Origin of the sequence: Streptomyces sp. MAR4 CNX-425 (genome assembly GCF_048656465.1) — a bacterium.
Lineage (GTDB): Bacteria > Actinomycetota > Actinomycetes > Streptomycetales > Streptomycetaceae > Streptomyces.
In genome coordinates this window covers 149,176-164,002 of record NZ_JBMDLF010000007.1, presented here as the reverse complement: position 1 = coordinate 164,002, position 14,827 = coordinate 149,176, and the positions used below count along the sequence as shown (strand labels likewise).

17 protein-coding genes are annotated in these 14,827 nt (G+C 71.2%); 9 read left to right on the top strand and 8 right to left on the bottom strand.

Features of this window, described 5'->3' with window-relative positions; translation table 11 throughout:
* Positions 1-164 precede the first annotated feature (164 nt).
* From ACHZ99_RS20835 to ACHZ99_RS20820, 4 genes are all read left to right on the top strand, one after another.
* A complete protein-coding gene (locus tag ACHZ99_RS20835) occupies positions 165-1,007 on the top strand; it encodes a helix-turn-helix domain-containing protein (protein WP_420306183.1) in 843 nt (280 codons plus the stop codon).
* The gene (locus ACHZ99_RS20830) at positions 1,004-1,270 is read left to right on the top strand and encodes a DUF397 domain-containing protein (protein WP_420306182.1); all 267 of its coding nucleotides are present in this window, start codon (positions 1,004-1,006) and stop codon (positions 1,268-1,270) included. The genes ACHZ99_RS20835 and ACHZ99_RS20830 overlap by 4 nt, the downstream gene beginning before the upstream one ends.
* Positions 1,271-1,420: 150 nt before the next feature.
* The gene (locus ACHZ99_RS20825) at positions 1,421-2,815 is read left to right on the top strand and encodes an AAA family ATPase (RefSeq protein ID WP_420306181.1); all 1,395 of its coding nucleotides are present in this window, start codon (positions 1,421-1,423) and stop codon (positions 2,813-2,815) included.
* Entirely contained in the window at positions 2,787-3,290 is a 504-nt protein-coding gene (locus ACHZ99_RS20820) for a hypothetical protein (RefSeq protein ID WP_420306180.1), read from the top strand. The genes ACHZ99_RS20825 and ACHZ99_RS20820 overlap by 29 nt, the downstream gene beginning before the upstream one ends.
* Before the next feature lie 87 nt (positions 3,291-3,377).
* Here the strand turns inward: ACHZ99_RS20820 and ACHZ99_RS20815 are convergent, their stop codons facing one another.
* Together ACHZ99_RS20815 and ACHZ99_RS20810 are read right to left on the bottom strand one after the other, a co-directional pair.
* Positions 3,378-3,947 (bottom strand): hypothetical protein, encoded by a 570-nt coding sequence (locus tag ACHZ99_RS20815; RefSeq protein ID WP_420306179.1) that lies wholly within the window; start codon positions 3,945-3,947, stop codon positions 3,378-3,380.
* A gap of 542 nt (positions 3,948-4,489) precedes the next feature.
* Entirely contained in the window at positions 4,490-5,149 is a 660-nt protein-coding gene (locus ACHZ99_RS20810) for an NADPH-dependent F420 reductase (protein ID WP_420306178.1), read from the bottom strand.
* Positions 5,150-5,221: 72 nt separating this feature from the next.
* Here ACHZ99_RS20810 and ACHZ99_RS20805 point away from each other — a divergent pair, with 72 nt between their 5' ends.
* The 3 genes from ACHZ99_RS20805 (at position 5,222) to ACHZ99_RS20795 (ending at position 7,727) form a co-directional block, all read left to right on the top strand.
* Positions 5,222-5,593 carry a winged helix-turn-helix transcriptional regulator gene (locus ACHZ99_RS20805; protein WP_420306177.1) on the top strand — a complete coding sequence of 124 codons (372 nt, stop codon included), beginning with the start codon at positions 5,222-5,224 and terminating at the stop codon, positions 5,591-5,593.
* A 468-nt stretch (positions 5,594-6,061) separates the two neighbouring features.
* Positions 6,062-6,571: a DinB family protein gene (locus tag ACHZ99_RS20800; RefSeq protein ID WP_420306176.1), complete on the top strand. Its 510-nt coding sequence runs from the start codon at positions 6,062-6,064 to the stop codon at positions 6,569-6,571.
* A gap of 154 nt (positions 6,572-6,725) precedes the next feature.
* Positions 6,726-7,727 carry a hypothetical protein gene (locus ACHZ99_RS20795; RefSeq protein ID WP_420306175.1) on the top strand — a complete coding sequence of 334 codons (1,002 nt, stop codon included), beginning with the start codon at positions 6,726-6,728 and terminating at the stop codon, positions 7,725-7,727.
* Here the strand turns inward: ACHZ99_RS20795 and ACHZ99_RS20790 are convergent.
* The 6 genes from ACHZ99_RS20790 to ACHZ99_RS20765 form a co-directional block, all read right to left on the bottom strand.
* Complete coding sequence (locus ACHZ99_RS20790; RefSeq protein ID WP_420306174.1) at positions 7,696-8,340, bottom strand: GyrI-like domain-containing protein; 645 nt, start codon at positions 8,338-8,340, stop codon at positions 7,696-7,698. The two genes, ACHZ99_RS20795 and ACHZ99_RS20790, sit on opposite strands and share 32 nt — an antisense overlap.
* 88 nt (positions 8,341-8,428) lie before the next feature.
* Positions 8,429-9,076 carry a hypothetical protein gene (locus tag ACHZ99_RS20785; RefSeq protein ID WP_420306173.1) on the bottom strand — a complete coding sequence of 216 codons (648 nt, stop codon included), beginning with the start codon at positions 9,074-9,076 and terminating at the stop codon, positions 8,429-8,431.
* Positions 9,077-9,262: 186 nt separating this feature from the next.
* Positions 9,263-11,044 carry a DEAD/DEAH box helicase gene (locus ACHZ99_RS20780; RefSeq protein WP_420306172.1) on the bottom strand — a complete coding sequence of 594 codons (1,782 nt, stop codon included), beginning with the start codon at positions 11,042-11,044 and terminating at the stop codon, positions 9,263-9,265.
* Positions 11,045-11,203: 159 nt separating this feature from the next.
* Complete coding sequence (locus ACHZ99_RS20775; protein ID WP_420306171.1) at positions 11,204-11,623, bottom strand: type II toxin-antitoxin system death-on-curing family toxin; 420 nt, start codon at positions 11,621-11,623, stop codon at positions 11,204-11,206.
* Between the two features lie 3 nt (positions 11,624-11,626).
* Positions 11,627-11,830, bottom strand: a complete 204-nt coding sequence (locus ACHZ99_RS20770) for a ribbon-helix-helix domain-containing protein (RefSeq protein WP_420306170.1) — start codon at positions 11,828-11,830, stop codon at positions 11,627-11,629.
* A gap of 24 nt (positions 11,831-11,854) precedes the next feature.
* Complete coding sequence (locus tag ACHZ99_RS20765) at positions 11,855-13,381, bottom strand: MFS transporter (protein WP_420306169.1); 1,527 nt, start codon at positions 13,379-13,381, stop codon at positions 11,855-11,857.
* Positions 13,382-13,581: 200 nt separating this feature from the next.
* Between ACHZ99_RS20765 and ACHZ99_RS20760 the strand changes: the two genes are divergently transcribed.
* On the top strand, positions 13,582-13,881 hold the full coding sequence (locus ACHZ99_RS20760) for a hypothetical protein (RefSeq protein ID WP_420306168.1): 300 nt from the start codon (positions 13,582-13,584) through the stop codon (positions 13,879-13,881).
* Positions 13,882-13,998: 117 nt separating this feature from the next.
* Positions 13,999-14,823 (top strand): hypothetical protein, encoded by an 825-nt coding sequence (locus ACHZ99_RS20755; RefSeq protein WP_420306167.1) that lies wholly within the window; start codon positions 13,999-14,001, stop codon positions 14,821-14,823.
* Positions 14,824-14,827 lie beyond the last annotated feature (4 nt).

The window sequence follows — 14,827 nt, the reverse complement described above, 5'->3', positions numbered from 1 at the left end:
GTGGCGAGGGACGGGCAAGGGTCGGCAGGGTCACCGGACTTCAGAAGCGCCACGTACGAACGGGGGCGGACTTTGTACGAGTCGATGCCCGAAACCCTTGCCGGTACGTGTCGTTGTACCCGGGTAGCACGCGCGTACGACCGTGAGACAGGGGCGTGGGGCAGATGGGGAACAACCGCCGCCGGGGGAAGCGCATCAACGACGACGACAGGCCGGGCAGCTGGGTCGCGTACGGCAAGCTGCTGAAGTTCTTCCGCACGAAGGCGGGGCTCACGCAGGAGGAGCTGGCCGACCGGATGGGGTACTCGGTAGACCACGCGGCGTCGGTGGAGCAGGGACGGCGCCCGGCGAAGGCGGAGTTCACGGAGCGGGCGGAGGAAGTGGTGGGGGCGGGGGGCGTGTTGTGGGAGTTGCAGGACGAGGTGGACTTCGCGCAGTTGCCCACGTTCTTCCACGACTTGGCGATCCTGGAGAAGGAGGCGGTGATCCGGTTCTCGTACGACCCCCTGGTGATCCCAGGGTTGCTTCAGACGGAGGACTACGCGAGAACCATGCTCAGCGGCGCCTACCCGCCCCTGGACGACGAGACGGTCGAGGAGTGGTTGACCGCACGCCTCGCCCGGCAGTCGCTACTCACCCGCAAGAAGCCCATGGTGACGTTCTCCTTCATCATCGAGGAGGCGACGCTGCGTCGCCTGGTAGGCGGCCGCGAGGTGATGCGAGCGCAGCTCCACCGGCTGCTGGAGTGCGCCAAGCTGCGCAACGTCGACCTCCAGGTCATGCCCTCGTCACGAGCGGTGCATGGCGGCCTGAACGGGCACATGGTGTTGCTGGAAACACCCGATGGAAAGCAGATCGTCTACGTCGACTCCCAGGGCTGCGTGATGTCCCGGGCCGGCCGGGAACAGACCAGCCCCTTCTGGCTCCGCTACGGTTCAATGCGCGCGTTCGGCCTCAGCACCGACGAGTCGGTCCGCGTCATCGAGCAAGCGGCAGGAGAGCTATGAGCACTACCAAGACGGAGACCCAGGAGCCGGGGTTGTCCTGGTCCAAGTCGAGCTACAGCGGCACGCAGGGCGGCGACTGCATCGAGGTAGCCCTGACCTGGGCCAAGTCGAGCTACAGCGGCCAGGACGGCGGCGACTGCATCGAGGTAGCCCCCACCCCCCGCACCGTCCACGTACGCGACTCGAAGGACCCCGAGGGCCCCATACTCCGCTTCACCCCCGACGCCTGGGCCGACTTCCTCACGTACGCCCGCACCCTCTGAGGCACCCTCCTGCCGCACATCCACGCCGCACGCCGCGGGCTGCCCGCAGCTCGTGGCACGCGGCGGGTTCGTGTGCGCGTACACACCGATGGCACCGACCGGCTGAGTGATCTGCCGTCCATGCGAGGACCCACCGGATAGGTTCATCCCATGCCCGGCCGTCTCCTCGAACTGCGCGTCGAGAACTTCCGCAGCCTGCGCGACGTACGCATCCCTCTCGGTCCGCTGACCGTGCTGGTGGGGCCGAACGGCGTGGGCAAGTCGAACGTGCTGAAGGTCTTCGACTTCCTCGCCGACATCATCCGTACGGACCTCCAGCCCGCGCTCGACGCCCGAGGGGGATTCGACGAGGTCGCCTTTTGGGGCGGCCAGAAGCCGCCGACGTTCATGCGCGTCCGGCTCACAGCCACCTGGACGACCAACTCCACCCTCACCGCGCCCGACGAGTACAGCCTGACGATCAGGCGCCGATCGCTGCCCGCGAACCGGGACAGCAACCGCGCCGCCTACACCCTGTCGCGCGAAGAGAGCTTCGTGTTCAGGCGGACGCAGGGCCGGGGACGGCGCATCACGATCTCGGGCGAGGAAGCCCGTGTGGTCGACAAGCGCGCCGGAAAGGAAGAGAGTCCCGGAAGCAGCATCGGCATCCGCCGGCTGAGCAGCGGCTTGTCCACGCTCCCCAGGCTCGGTCCCGCGGACGGCGGCAACGAAGTGACCCGCCTCGCCGACCGCCTTTCCTCCTTCCGCGTCTTCGACGTCGACGTGTCCGCCGCCCGGCTGCCCGCTCGCCTGCGTGGCGCGGAAATGGCGACGCTGGCGCCGCACGCCGAGAACCTGGCCGCCTTCCTCATCCACCTGAGCGGCCTGGAGGAAATCTGGGAGAACCTCGTCGAGGATGCCCGGCGGTGCCTTCCCCAACTGGAGAACATCGAATTCGAGGAGGCCGGCGGCTCGGTCGATCAGCTGCTCGTCGTCCTGCGCGAGCGCGGCCTGCGTCGCCTGACGCCACTGGCCGACGCCTCCTACGGCACGGTGCGACTGCTGGGCCTGCTCGCCCTGCTTTATGATCCCCACCCGCCGGCCCTCACGTGTATCGAAGAGATCGATCACGGACTGCACCCGCAGGCGCTGGAACTCGTCGTACAGCGGCTGCGGGAAGCATCCGAGCGGACCCAGTTCATCGTGGCCACACACTCACCCGCACTCGTGAACCGGCTTCGCCCGGACGAGTTCGTCGTGTGTGATCGGGACGACGAGAGCGCGTCCATCATTCCGGCACTGACCACGGGTGAAGTGGAGGGAATCGTCGAAGCGTCCGGTGATCAGCCGCTCGGCGAGCTGGGACGTGCTGTGAATGCCAGAGGGCGCGGCGGGAGCCGAAGCTCCGGCCCTCGGGACCGAGTGATCGTCTTCGCCGGTGAAGACCAGAACGACTGCGCAATCATGCCCGATCTGGTCCGAGCGCATCGTCCCGACCTCAGCGAACGCCGCCAAGCTGGTGCGCATCAACGATCCCGTGCGGCTGCGCAGGAAGTCCGGTCCTGACCTCGACGCAGCCGTCCAGGTTCTCGTGGGAAAGGCCCGGGCCAAGGCACTCCAGCAGCGGGCGACGTTGCTGGGGTTTGTGGTGCATGAGGACCTGGACGGTTTCACCGACGGCGAGTACGCCGGAATCCGGGCAGCGGTCACGGACGCGCTCGGCCGCCAGTGCGACGGAGTTCACCACACTGCACTGGCGCTCGCTGCCTGGGAGTCCGAAGGCTGGCTTCTCCTCTTCCCGGACGCCTTCCCCCACGTGAAACCTCAATGGATAGTCCCCGCGCGGTTACGCGGCAGGGACTTCGGCCGGATCGGGGAGCCCAAAGAAGAACTCAAGAGACACCTGGGCCTCCCGCGTTTCCGCGAAAGCGACGGCCCCGCGGTCGCGCGTAAAGCTCGGGAAAAAGATCTGATCCACGCCCCCGAGGGGCGGAACGACTCGTACACCGACTTCATCGAGGACCTCAAGGGATGGACGTGAGCGTCAGGCCAAGGCGGTGACGCTCCGTGCGGTCTTCGACGTCGCAGTACTCGGCGTCATGTGGGCCGCGCGCTCGTCCGGCCGCACTCAGTAGCCCGGCGGGCCCTGTTCGCCGTCCACGTCCGGCTCGACCTTGTCGCCTTCGGCGTCGAGGACGAACCACTCGGCGCCGAACTCATCGAGGCCCTGGCCGTTGGTGTCGCCCGGCTCGGAGTCGCCGTCGTACCGGTAGAGCGGGTGGTCGTTGTACGTGACCTGGGTCTTGCCGTCAGGCCGCTCCGACGTGCCCAGCAGCTCGGACCTCGCCGAGCCTTCGGCCTCCGGCTCCTTCGGCGTGAGCAGCGGCGGCCAGGCTTCGGCGCACTCGTCGTCGCAGGTCGAGGCCGTGGACTCGTCGGCCTCGAACAGGTAGAGGGTGCGGCCCTTGGCGTCGACCAGGATGGTGCCGAGGTCGCCGACCGACTCGGTCTTCACGGTGGCCCGCTTGTCGTCCTGCGCGACGGCCGACGCCTGGGTCGACGCCGTGGCCGACGGCTTGCTCGACGGCGGTGCCGACGCCGAGGCTGCGGAACCGCCGTCGTCGCCGGAACATCCGCTCGCGGCGGTGATCGTCATGAACGCGGCCGTTCCCACGACGGCCAGGCGGTATCGCCTCATCACAGCTCCACACCTCATGAGGCCCTATGTCTCAAGGGCCGGTGCGTGCATGTTCCCCGACCGTGGGATTTCCGCGGCGCACGGTTTCCTCCGCGCCTCCAAGATCCACCCGGATGGCGGCGCCAGCCCCGGCCCGGGCCGTCAGCGACACCGAACGCCGAACGTCGACGAGTCGGAGCCTTTACGTACGTGCTTCACGTCCGATGCGTGACCTTTGGACGGACCATTGTGCAGCGCGTCCCTCCGACGTCAGGCCGTGCAGTCGAGGGACACGAGCCAGCGGATCGCGTCCGGGAGCACGGCTCCCGGCGAGGGCTGGATGCCCTGCTACGGCACCGACGGTCTCTACATCGACGTGGACACCAGTTCCGCGCACTTCGACGGCACGCCCACCTCGGCGGGCAGTGGCTCCTGTTCCGCCTCTACATCCGGAAGAGCGACGGGGGCCCCATCACCCCCACTGAAGCCGAGCAGTTCCAGTGGCACGTCAACTGGATCGGCGTCGACAACCCCTGACGCAACGCCTCCGCGGCGCCCTCGCCCTACCGGTGGCCGGCGGGCCCGGTCGCGTACGCCAGCGGCGGTGCGATCGCCTGCGCGTCCGCGCCCTCGCCGACCCACAGGGTGATGAACAGCGCGGCGGTCGCTTCCAGGAGCCCGGCCTGTTCGAGGCCGCCGCCGGCGACGGGTTCGCAGCCTATGTCCCGTACCAGCTCGCGGGCGCGGGCGAGGGCGGTCTCGTCGTCGCCGCAGACCGGAACGGCCAGGGGGCGGCCGTCGAAGACGGGCGGGCGCATGCGCCACACGTCTTCGTGGCAGAGGTTGAACGCCTTGACCACGTGGGCTCCGGGGGCGGCGGCGGCAAGTTGCCGGGCGGCCGAGGGGCCGGATTCCGTGAGCAGTCGGAAGCCGGGTCCGACGGGGTTGGAGCAGTCGAGGAGGGCCTTGCCGACCAGGGCGGCGCGCAGGTCCTGTACGACCTCCGCCCCCGCCCCGAAGGGCAGCGCGACCAGCACCGCATCCTCACCGGCCTCGGCCGCGGCACGCAGACCGCCGGCAGTGGCGGTGCCGCCGATGCGCGCCGCGAGGCGCCGCGCCCCGCGGACGTCCCGGCCCCCGATGGTCACCCGGTGCCCGGCCCGTACCCAGTGGGTAGCGAGCGCGTCGGCCATGTTGCCCGTGCCCAGTACGCCGATCCTCATCACGCGTGTCCTTCCGTTCCTGCGCGACTGTTCACGACGACGCTAGAAGGTCGTTCAGGCACCATTTGGTACGTGACGACCAACGCCTTCCTCGCCGACTGCCGCGCCCGCCTCACCTTCGACCTGCTCTCCCACACCTGGAACCCCGTGGTGCTGTGGGCGCTGCGCGACGGGCCCAGGCGGCCGGTGGAGCTGCGGGAGCGGATCGGGGGCATCAGCTCGAAGGTGCTGACGGAGACGCTGCGGCGGCTGCAGTTCAACGGGCTGGTGGACCGGCTGGCGCACGGGGAGGCGGCGGCGGGGGTGGAGTATCGGCTGACGGAGCTGGGGGAGAGCCTGCTGGGGCCGATAGGTGCGGTGGGGGCGTGGGGGTTTGCGCACGGGGATGAGGTGATGGCGGCCCAGGAGAGGGTGTGTGGGGCTGAGGCGGAGGGGGGTTGGTGAGGGTGGCGGGGCCGGGGGTCTCGTGTCAACCGCAACCCCGACCCCGCACCCCCGACACCCGGCCCACCCCACCGGATCACCACAACCCCGACCCCGCGCCCGCCGGAGCCGGATCGCCTCGCGGGGCACGTACCGATGTCAGCCGCAGGGGGCGGGCCGAGGCGGAGGCTCCGAACGCGCCGAGGTGACGGCCTTGCCGGAGGAGGCGACGGGGCCGCGTTGTCCGAGGAGGCGCATACCCTGGGGCGGGAGTGCGGGGCACGTGGGCGGTGGTTTGGGGTGGGTGAGGTGGTGGGGTAGTGGGGTGGTGGGGTGTGTGAGCGAGATTGACTCCGCGTCCACCTCCGCCTTCACCTCCGCCTCCACCCCCAGCCTGGGCTCCCCCGCCCTCGTCCCGGCTCCGACACCGCCCCCGACCCCGCCCTCAGTCCCTCTCCCCCACCCCGCCCCACTTACGAAAGCCTCCCCATGCCCAGCGACTCCCGCCCGGAACCACCCCGCACCGGAAACGAACGCGACACCCTTCGCGCCTTCCTCGACTACCACCGCGCGACCCTCGCCATGAAGTGCCAAGACCTCACCGACGACCAGCTCCGGCAGCAGTCCATGCCCCCGTCCACCCTCTCCCTCCTCGGTCTCGTACGGCACATGGCAGAGGTCGAGCGCGCCTGGTTCCGTCGCGTCTTCGAGGACAACGACGCACCCATGGTCTGGTCCGACAAAATCGACTTCCAGGCCGCCTACGACGCCACCGCCTCGACCCGGGACGAGGCGTTCACCGCCTGGCAGGCCGAGGTGGAGAACTCCCGCCGTATCGAGCGGCAGGCCGCGTCCCTGGACCAGATCGGTTTTCAGCCGAGGTGGCGCCAGGACGTGTCGCTGCGCATGGTCATGGTGCACGTCCTCCTGGAGTACGGGCGGCACAACGGCCACGCGGACTTCCTCCGCGAGGGTGTGGACGGCACGACGGGCGCCTGAGTCCGAGCCGATGAAGTGGGGTTTGGCACTCGTTGTCTGATTTTCCGCCTGTGAGGGTGGGTTCATCTCATGGATGATGGAGGAGTGAGAACTGCTTCATACAAGGGCACCCCGGGCACTTCGCTCCGGGGCCGTCCCGTTAACCTCCGCGACTATGACCGATCTTGAGACCCATCAGCCGGCCGCGGACGGCACCGGCGGCGAACCCGCCGCCTCCGCGTCCACGACCGAGGCTGACGCCGAAACCGGCAGAGACGACGACACTGCCGACACTGCCGAAACCGCCGACGCCGTCGACACCGACGGCGCCGTCGACACCGCCGACACCGACAAGGCCCCCGCACCCCCCACCCACCGCCTGCTCTGGGCCGTCGGCGGCACCACCCTCGCCGTCCTCGCCGCCGACCTGGTCTCGCGCGGCATCAACGCCTACGAGGACATACCGAGCGTCCGCCGGATGCTCAACGTCGACCTCGAAGCCAACCTCGCTACCTGGTGGAACAGCACCCTCCTCCTCGCCGTCACCGGCGTGGCCCTCGTCGCCGCGCTGCTCAGCGGGCGCGACTCGCGGCCCGGCCGGCTGTCGTGGCTCGGCTTCGCCGCCGCCACCGCCCTCCTCAGCATCGACGAGACCGTCTCGCTCCACGAGCGCCTCGGCGAGGTCGGCAAGTCGTGGAAGGAAACCGCCGGCGTCGCGCTGCCCTCCCACGCCTGGGTCCTTCCCGGGGCAATCGTCGCCGTGGCGGGCACCGTGTGCGCCGTGCTGTGGGCGCGGCGGCTGCCGCGGGATCTGCGGTGGGGGCTGCTGGGCGCGCTGGGGGTGTATCTGGGGGGTGCGCTGGTGGTCGAGGCGTTCAACGGCTGGGCGCACAAGAACGACTACAGCCTCACCCTCATGCTCGGCACCCTCGTGGAAGAGGGCCTGGAGATGGGCGCCTGCGTCGTGGCCCTGGCCGCCCTCGGCCGCTACGTCGTCCTGGAGCGCGACCCGCTGACGGGCCGGGCCACCATCCACCTCCGCTCCGAGCACCGCGAGCGTCCCGAGCGCCCCAGGCCCCCCGAGCGCCCGGAGCCCCCCAAGCCCTCCGGCAACGGCGGCGAGGCTTCCTCCGCCGACCGGTCCGTCAGCCGTTCCCCCGTGCGACCGGCTGCCTGAGTACGGTCTTCAGCCTCTCCGGCCGCGTGCGCCGCGGGTCGCTGAGGTAGACCTCGTGGTGGCGCCCCGTCATCCGGAGGCCGTTCGCGGCCAGGTACTCGTCGTGGAGCCTGGCCAGCGCCGGCCCTTCGTCGTCGTACGGGCCCACGTGCAGGAGCTGCGCGCTGGTGCCCTCGTGCAGGGTCTCGACGCGCAGCAGCGGCAGCGCGGGCAGCGCGGCCGCGCCCTTCTTCGCCAGCGCCGCCTGCCGGGCCTCTGCCACCGACTCGGCCATGATCCACTCCGGCAGGCTGATCAGCATGCGCCACTGCCACGCGCCCTTGTCGCGGGTCACGAACACCTCCGGGCGGTCCGCCCACCACAGCCCCTCCAGGGGCCCGACGACGAAGTCCCGGCCCAGCCCGCGCTTGCTCGCGAACTTGATCGTGTACGCGACCGAGTACAGCGCCTCGACCGCCTGGGCGTAGGAGGCGCTCGTGTTGGGATCCCCCTCGCCGTCGACGGCGAGGAAGCGCTGCGCCGGTACGTCGACGAGCGCCCAGTCGGTGTTCGTCGGCGCGTAGAGCTGCTTGAGGTCCCGCTTGACGTCGTACTTGCTGTCCGGTGGCGGCATCCGGGTCAGCGTAGACCGCCCCTCTGTCAGTCCGGTTCCGAACCCGCGTCCACGCGCCCCCGGCACCCCCGTCAGCCCCGCCCCCCGCCTACCGGCTCAGCGACACCCCGTGTTCGTCGGCGTACGCGCGCCGGCACAGCCCGTGGCAGAAGCCGTACAGGACCCCCTCGTGCACGAGCGTCAACGCCGAGTCGTCGAGGTCCACGGCCATGCCGCAGACCGGGTCGATCAGTTGCCCCTGCGGCGGTTCCGGCGCCGGGCGGGCCGCGGACTCGTCGCGGTACGGCCGGGAGATGAGTTCGGTGAGGTCCAGGCTGCTCATGGCCTTTCCCTGGATGCCGACACCGCCCTCGGTGATGCCGTCCACGAGGACGATCGCGTGCGGTTCGCGCCGTACCCGGTCGGGGTCGCGGCCGGCGGCGCGCTCGCTCTCGGCCAGTACGTCGGTGACGATTCTCACCGTGTGGTCGCACATCTCCTTGCGCCACGAGGCGGGCACGGTGACCCGTACCAGGTAGCGCGGCGGATCCGCCGGATCGGCGGCCGGCCGCTGCCCGAGGTACCAGGTGGCGGGCTCGTGCACCAGCACCTGGGTGAGGGCGCGCTGGGCGTCGATGATCTCGATGGCGTGGCTGTCGTCCTCGACCATGAGCGTGTCGACGAGCCGACGCGCCAGCGTCTGCCGCTCCTCCTCGTTCAGCGCGCCGGCGGGCACGAACACCTCGATCAACAGCATCCCGGACTCCTGTGGTGCGCTCGACTGCGGGGACACCGGTTACTGTGCCCCGGAGGGGTATCCACGGGCATCCGTCGTGGGAAGGACGGTCTCCCTACTCCAGGGGATGCAGCCGGGGTGAAGGTGACCCCAGGGACGCAGGGCGCAGGGCGCAAGGAGCAGGGCGCAGGCGTCCCGCTCCCGCGCTCACTTCATCCGCGTGGCCCACTCCCGCACCTTGGCTATCCGCTGCCGGATCTGCCCCGGCGTCGCCTCCGCGCTCGGCGGGCCGCCGCAGACGCGGCGCAGCTCGGTGTGGATCACCCCGTGCGGCTTGCCGCTCTGGTGGACGTACGCCCCGACCAGGGAGTTCAGCTCCTTCCGCAGCTCCATCAGCTCCCGGTGCGTGACGACGGGGCGCCGGTCGGCGGGCAGTTCCAGCAGGTCCGCGTCCTCCGCCGGTTTCTTCCGGCTGTGCGCGATCTGCCGTGCCTGCCGCTTCTGGAGCAGCATCTGCACCTGGTCCGGCTCCAGCAGCCCGGGGATGCCGAGGTAGTCCTGCTCCTCCTCGCTGCCCGGGTGGGCCTGCATGCCGAACTCGGCGCCCTCGTAGACGACCCGGTCGAAGACGGCGTCCGACTCCAGCGCCTCGAAGGGCAGCTCGTCCTGGTCGCCGGTGTCCTCGTCCTGCTGCTTCTCCGCCTCCGCGAGTTCCTTCTCGCTCTCGGCGTACGGGTCCTCCTCGCCCTCCGGCTTCGGCTTGTCGAGGACGTGGTCGCGTTCGACCTCCATCTCGTGCGCGAAGCCGAGCAGCGCGGGGATCGTCGGCAGGAACACGGACGCGGTCTCGCCGCGCCGCCGGGACCGTACGAACCGGCCCACCGCCTGCGCGAAGAACAGCGGCGTCGAGATCGTCGTCGCGTACACCCCGACCGCCAGCCGCGGCACGTCCACGCCCTCCGACACCATCCGGACCGCGACCATCCACCGGTCCTCCGAGGCGGTGAACTCGTCGATGCGCTTCGAGGAGCCCGCGTCGTCGGAGAGGACGACGGTGGCGCGGTGGCCGGTGATCTCCTTGAGGAGTTTGGCGTAGGCGCGGGCGGAGTCCTGGTCGGCGGCGATGACGAGGCCGCCGGCGTCGGGGATGCCGCGGCGGATCTCGGTGAGGCGGCGGTCGGCGGCGCCGAGGACGTTGGGCATCCACTCGCCGCGGGGGTCGAGGGCGGTGCGCCACGCCTGGGCGGTGGCGTCCTTGGTCATGGGCTCGCCGAGGCGGGCGGCGACCTCGTCGCCGGCCTTGGTGCGCCAGCGCATGTTGCCGCTGTAGGAGAGGAAGATGACGGGCCGGACGACGCCGTCGCCGAGGGCGTTGCCGTAGCCGTAGGTGTAGTCGGCGGAGGAGCGGCGGATGCCGTCGTTGCCCTCTTCGTAGACGACGAAGGGGATGGGGTTGGTGTCGGAGCGGAACGGGGTGCCGGTGAGCGCGAGGCGGCGGGTCGCGGGCTCGAACGCCTCCAGGCACGCCTCGCCCCAGGAGCGGGAGTCGCCGGCGTGGTGGATCTCGTCGAGGATGACGAGGGTCTTGCGCTGCTCGCAGCGGTTGCGGTGGAGCATCGGCCGCACGCCCACGCCGGCGTAGGTGACGGCGACGCCGTGGTAGTTCCTGCCGACCGGCCCGGCGCTGTACTCGGGGTCGAGGCGGATGCCGATGCGGGCGGCGGCCTCGGCCCACTGGGTCTTGAGGTGCTCGGTGGGCGCGACGACGGTGATCTGCTGGACGACGTGGTGGTGGAGCAGCCAGGAGGCGAGGGTGAGCGCGAAGGTGGTCTTGCCGGCGCCGGGGGTGGCGACGGCGAGGAAGTCCCGGGGCTGGGACTGCAGATAGCGGTCCATGGCCGCTTCCTGCCAGGCGCGCAGCTTGCCGGCGGTGCCCCAGGGGGCACGGCCGGGGAAGGCCGGTGAGAGGTGATGAGAGGTGGTGCTCACGGTCTCCGGGGGGTCGTTCGCGGTCGGCTGTCGGTCGGTTGGCGATCGGTGGGTCGGCCGGCAGCCGGGGCGTAGCGGCGGGTACGTCCCGGCAGCGGTAACCGCGTCAGCCTACCGGGGCCGCGGAGGCGGCTCCCGGGGCGCCGGACGAGACGAGATTCACACGAAGCCCGGTCGCGGGCCCTCCGTTTCGCCCTGGCCGCCCCGGCGCAGGGCCCGCAACTCCGCCGCGATCACGGCGACATCCTCGGTCTTGCCGGCCGCGATGTCGATGACGAGGCCGAAGGCCCGTTCCGGGTCGATGTCCAGCATGTCCACCCCGTTGATGTCGAGGAACACGACCGTGCACATCCAGGCAGTGCGCTTGTTGCCGTCGACGAGCGGGTGGTTGGTCGTGAGGGACTGCAGCAGTGCCGCCGCCTTCTCCACCAGGCCGGGATAGGCTTCGATGCCGAACATCTGCGACTGCGGCCGTCCCAGCGCAGAGGTGAGCAGCCCCAGGTCCCGTACCACCACGCGCTGTCCGGCGCAGGCAAGTTCTGCCAGGTCCAGGGCTTCCTGGACCGTCAGGTACTTCACGCGCTACTCCCCCAGCCTCCGGAGCAGATCCGCGTGGTGCGTGGCGTACTTCGCCCCGAGCTTGCGGACCGTGGCCCGGTCAGCCTCTTCGGTCAGATAGCGCTCGATCGCCACCAGCACTATGGCGTGCATGCTTCGACCCTCCTCGTCGGCGCGCTCCTTCAGCGCCTCCTGGAGGTCGTCCGGCAGCCTCAGATTCATGGCCATACCACAATGGTACCGCACTTCGTATCAATGCGGTACCGGCTTCACCCCGGGCGTCCGCAGCCGCCCCGCCACCGCCGCCCCGACCAGCGCCACCCCCGCCATCGGCAGCATCACCGCCACGAACGCCCCCGGCCGCCCGCCGCCGCCCGCGTCCAGCGCGCCGTGGCCGACCGCCGCGCCGCCCAGGGCGGCGAAGACGACGCCGGCGACGGCCAGCAGGACGACGTTGGCGAGGCTGTCGGAGAGTTGCAGGGCGGCGGAGTTGGTGCCCGCCTCCTCGGGGGCGGAGAGCTTGAGCAGCAGCACGCTCGTGCCGGAGATGGCCATCCCCATCCCGTAGCAGCCGAAGGCCCACTCGACGGCGACGATCCACACCGGCAGCGACTCCACCAGCACCAGCGGCGCGGTCGCGATCGCCGTGGCGGCCAGCACCATGCCGATGCGGACGAGGCGGACGCGGTACGGGTCCAGCCGCGGCCGCGCCTGCGTCCAGGAGCCCAGCGCCCAGGTCCCCCCGCCGACCGCCAGGCACATCCCGGCCTCCGTCACGGACAGCCCGCGCTGGGTGACCAGCATCAGCGGCACGAAGCTCTCCGCCGCGATGAACGACCCCGCCGCGATGCCGCGCATCAGCACGACGGTGGGCAGCCCGCGGGCGGCGACGTACGTGCCGCGCGGCAGCAGCATGCGCGCCGCCGGGACGAGCAGCGCGGCGCCGGCCAGCGCGGGCAGCAGCGAGAGCCAGCGCATGTCCTGGCCCGCGTACTGCAGCAGGCCGCCGCCCGCGGCGATGGCCAGCGCCAGCCGGATGCGGCGCCGGTCGAGGGCGGGGGGCGCGGCGGGGTCGACGGGGCCGCGGGCGCGCCGGCGGATGGCGGGGAGGGTGACGGCCAGCGGCACGACGACCAGCGGCGGTATGCCGAGGAAGACCCAGCGCCACCCCAGGTGCTCGGTGACGCCCCCGGCCGCGAGCGGCCCCACGACGGACGGCACCACCCACGACGCAGCGAACGCCGCGAGGATCGACGGCCGCAGCCGCTCCGGATACGCCCGGCTGACGGTCACGTACAGCGCGACGATGACCAGCCCGCCCCCGAGCCCCTGCACGGCCCGCCCGGCGACGAACGCCCACATGGCCTGCGCGGTGCCGGATATGAGGAGCCCGGCGGCGAACGCGCCGATTCCGGCGGTCAGGGGGTGCAGCGGCCCGCTGCGGTCGCACCACTGGCCGGAGAAGACCATGGCGAACAGCGCGGTGGTGTAGAAGGCGGAGAAGGCGTAGGCGTAGAGCCCGATGCCGTCCAGGTCGTGCGCGGCGGCGGGCATCGCGGTGCCCACGGCGGTGGCCTCGAAGGCGATGAGCAGGACGACGGCGACGATGCCGATGCTGAGCGCCCGGTACGGCCGCCGCAGCACACCCCCGGACGCGCCCGGGGCGCCGTCGGTGCCGGTGCCGCCGGTGTCACGGGCGCCCGCATCGCCGTCGCCATCGCCACCGCCGCCATCGGCGGTGGCGTCGGTATCGGTGTCGCGCGATTCGAGGCCGGCCATGAGCAGCAGGGTATGGCCCGACACCGACACGCGCGCCTGTCCATGGTCGGTCCGCCCCTAGGCCGTTGGGCCTAGGCCCGCCCCCGCCCCCCGCGCGTACGCCCACTGGCCCTCTCGGGATGCGGCGCTCCGGCGTCGCGATGACGATCGACGGGCGGGCACGGGAGCGTGCCCGGTAGTGAACGAGAGGTGGAAAAACCGTGAGGGTGCTGCTGACCGCTCAGCTGGACACCGAGAAGGCGAACCGGGCAATCACGGACAATAAGCTCCCCAAGATCATGTCGTCGCTGCTCGAACAGGTCACACCGGAGAGCGCGTTCTTCGGGGCGAAGGACGGGGTGCGCACCGCGTTCATCGTCTTCGACCTGAAGGAGCCGTCCGACATGCCCTCCGTCGCCGAACCGCTCTTCCAGGAACTCGGCGCCAAGGTGACCGTCATGCCCGTGATGAACTTCGACGACGTTCAGGCAGGGCTGCGGAAGAAGTACGGATCGAGCTGACCGCCGACGCGCGTTCGGCCCGCGCGCGTCTCCGCGCCGGCGGCGTCGGGCCGTGAGCGGCACCGGGCGGATCCCGTCCGCCGGCATCCGGGTCCAGGCGAAAGGTGCAGACGCGGTATGGGCGACGGCCGGCTCACCCTCTCCATGGTCGACACCGGGCGCGTGCCTCCGCTGCTGGCGCTGGCGGCGCTGGTGGTCACCTTCCTCGTCACCCGCGGCATCACCCGGATGATCCGCGCCGGCCGGGGGCCGTTCCGGAACGTCAGCCCTGGCGGGATGCACATTCACCACGTGGTGCCGGGGGTCGTTCTCATGGTGATCGGAGGGTTCGCGGCGATCTTCGTGACGGGAGGCGTGGTCGCCGAGTCCGTGGCCGCCGTCGTGTTCGGCGTGGGCACCGGTCTGGTGCTGGACGAGTTCGCCCTGATCGTCCACCTGCACGACGTCTACTGGAGCGAGCAGGGCCGCGCCTCGGTCGAGGTCACCGTGCTGACGGTGGTGGTCGTCGGCATGGTGCTGATCGGCTCGTCCCCCTTCGACGTCGACGACCGAGGGGGGCCGCAGGAGCAGGGGGTGCTGCTGTGGGCGGTCAACCTCGTCGTCGGCACCCTCATCGCCGTGGTCGCCTTCGCCAAGGGCAAGTTCCGGATGGGGGTGCTCGGCGTGGTCATCCCCCTGGTCGGGGCGGTCAGCGCGATCCGCCTGGCCCGTCCCCGGTCGCCCTGGGCGCGCCGCTTCTACGCCCGCCGGCCGCACAAGCTCGCCCGCGCCACCCGCCGCGCGGCCCGGCACGACGCCCGCTGGAGCGGCCTGCGCACCCGCTTCGAGAACGCCATCGCCGGCGCCCCCGGCCGACCCCCGCAGCAGGACCGGGACCGGGATCGGGATCGGGATCGCGACCGGGACCAGGACCGGGACGATCCTCCCCTGCCGCCCGGGTGACCCT

What these genes read in the sequence shown, in the direction of transcription:
- ACHZ99_RS20800 (WP_420306176.1), top strand. Translation starts at nt 6,062, where the DNA reads ATGCCCAGCGACTCCCGCCCGGAACCACCCCGCACCGGAAACGAACGC.
- ACHZ99_RS20835 (WP_420306183.1), top strand. Translation starts at nt 165, where the DNA reads ATGGGGAACAACCGCCGCCGGGGGAAGCGCATCAACGACGACGACAGG.
- ACHZ99_RS20755 (WP_420306167.1), top strand. Translation starts at nt 13,999, where the DNA reads ATGGGCGACGGCCGGCTCACCCTCTCCATGGTCGACACCGGGCGCGTG.
- ACHZ99_RS20790 (WP_420306174.1), bottom strand. Translation starts at nt 8,340, where the DNA reads ATGCCGCCACCGGACAGCAAGTACGACGTCAAGCGGGACCTCAAGCAG.
- ACHZ99_RS20785 (WP_420306173.1), bottom strand. Translation starts at nt 9,076, where the DNA reads ATGCTGTTGATCGAGGTGTTCGTGCCCGCCGGCGCGCTGAACGAGGAG.
- ACHZ99_RS20830 (WP_420306182.1), top strand. Translation starts at nt 1,004, where the DNA reads ATGAGCACTACCAAGACGGAGACCCAGGAGCCGGGGTTGTCCTGGTCC.
- ACHZ99_RS20825 (WP_420306181.1), top strand. Translation starts at nt 1,421, where the DNA reads ATGCCCGGCCGTCTCCTCGAACTGCGCGTCGAGAACTTCCGCAGCCTG.
- ACHZ99_RS20770 (WP_420306170.1), bottom strand. Translation starts at nt 11,830, where the DNA reads ATGGCCATGAATCTGAGGCTGCCGGACGACCTCCAGGAGGCGCTGAAG.
- ACHZ99_RS20795 (WP_420306175.1), top strand. Translation starts at nt 6,726, where the DNA reads ATGACCGATCTTGAGACCCATCAGCCGGCCGCGGACGGCACCGGCGGC.
- ACHZ99_RS20810 (WP_420306178.1), bottom strand. Translation starts at nt 5,149, where the DNA reads ATGAGGATCGGCGTACTGGGCACGGGCAACATGGCCGACGCGCTCGCT.
- ACHZ99_RS20815 (WP_420306179.1), bottom strand. Translation starts at nt 3,947, where the DNA reads ATGAGGCGATACCGCCTGGCCGTCGTGGGAACGGCCGCGTTCATGACG.
- ACHZ99_RS20765 (WP_420306169.1), bottom strand. Translation starts at nt 13,381, where the DNA reads ATGGCCGGCCTCGAATCGCGCGACACCGATACCGACGCCACCGCCGAT.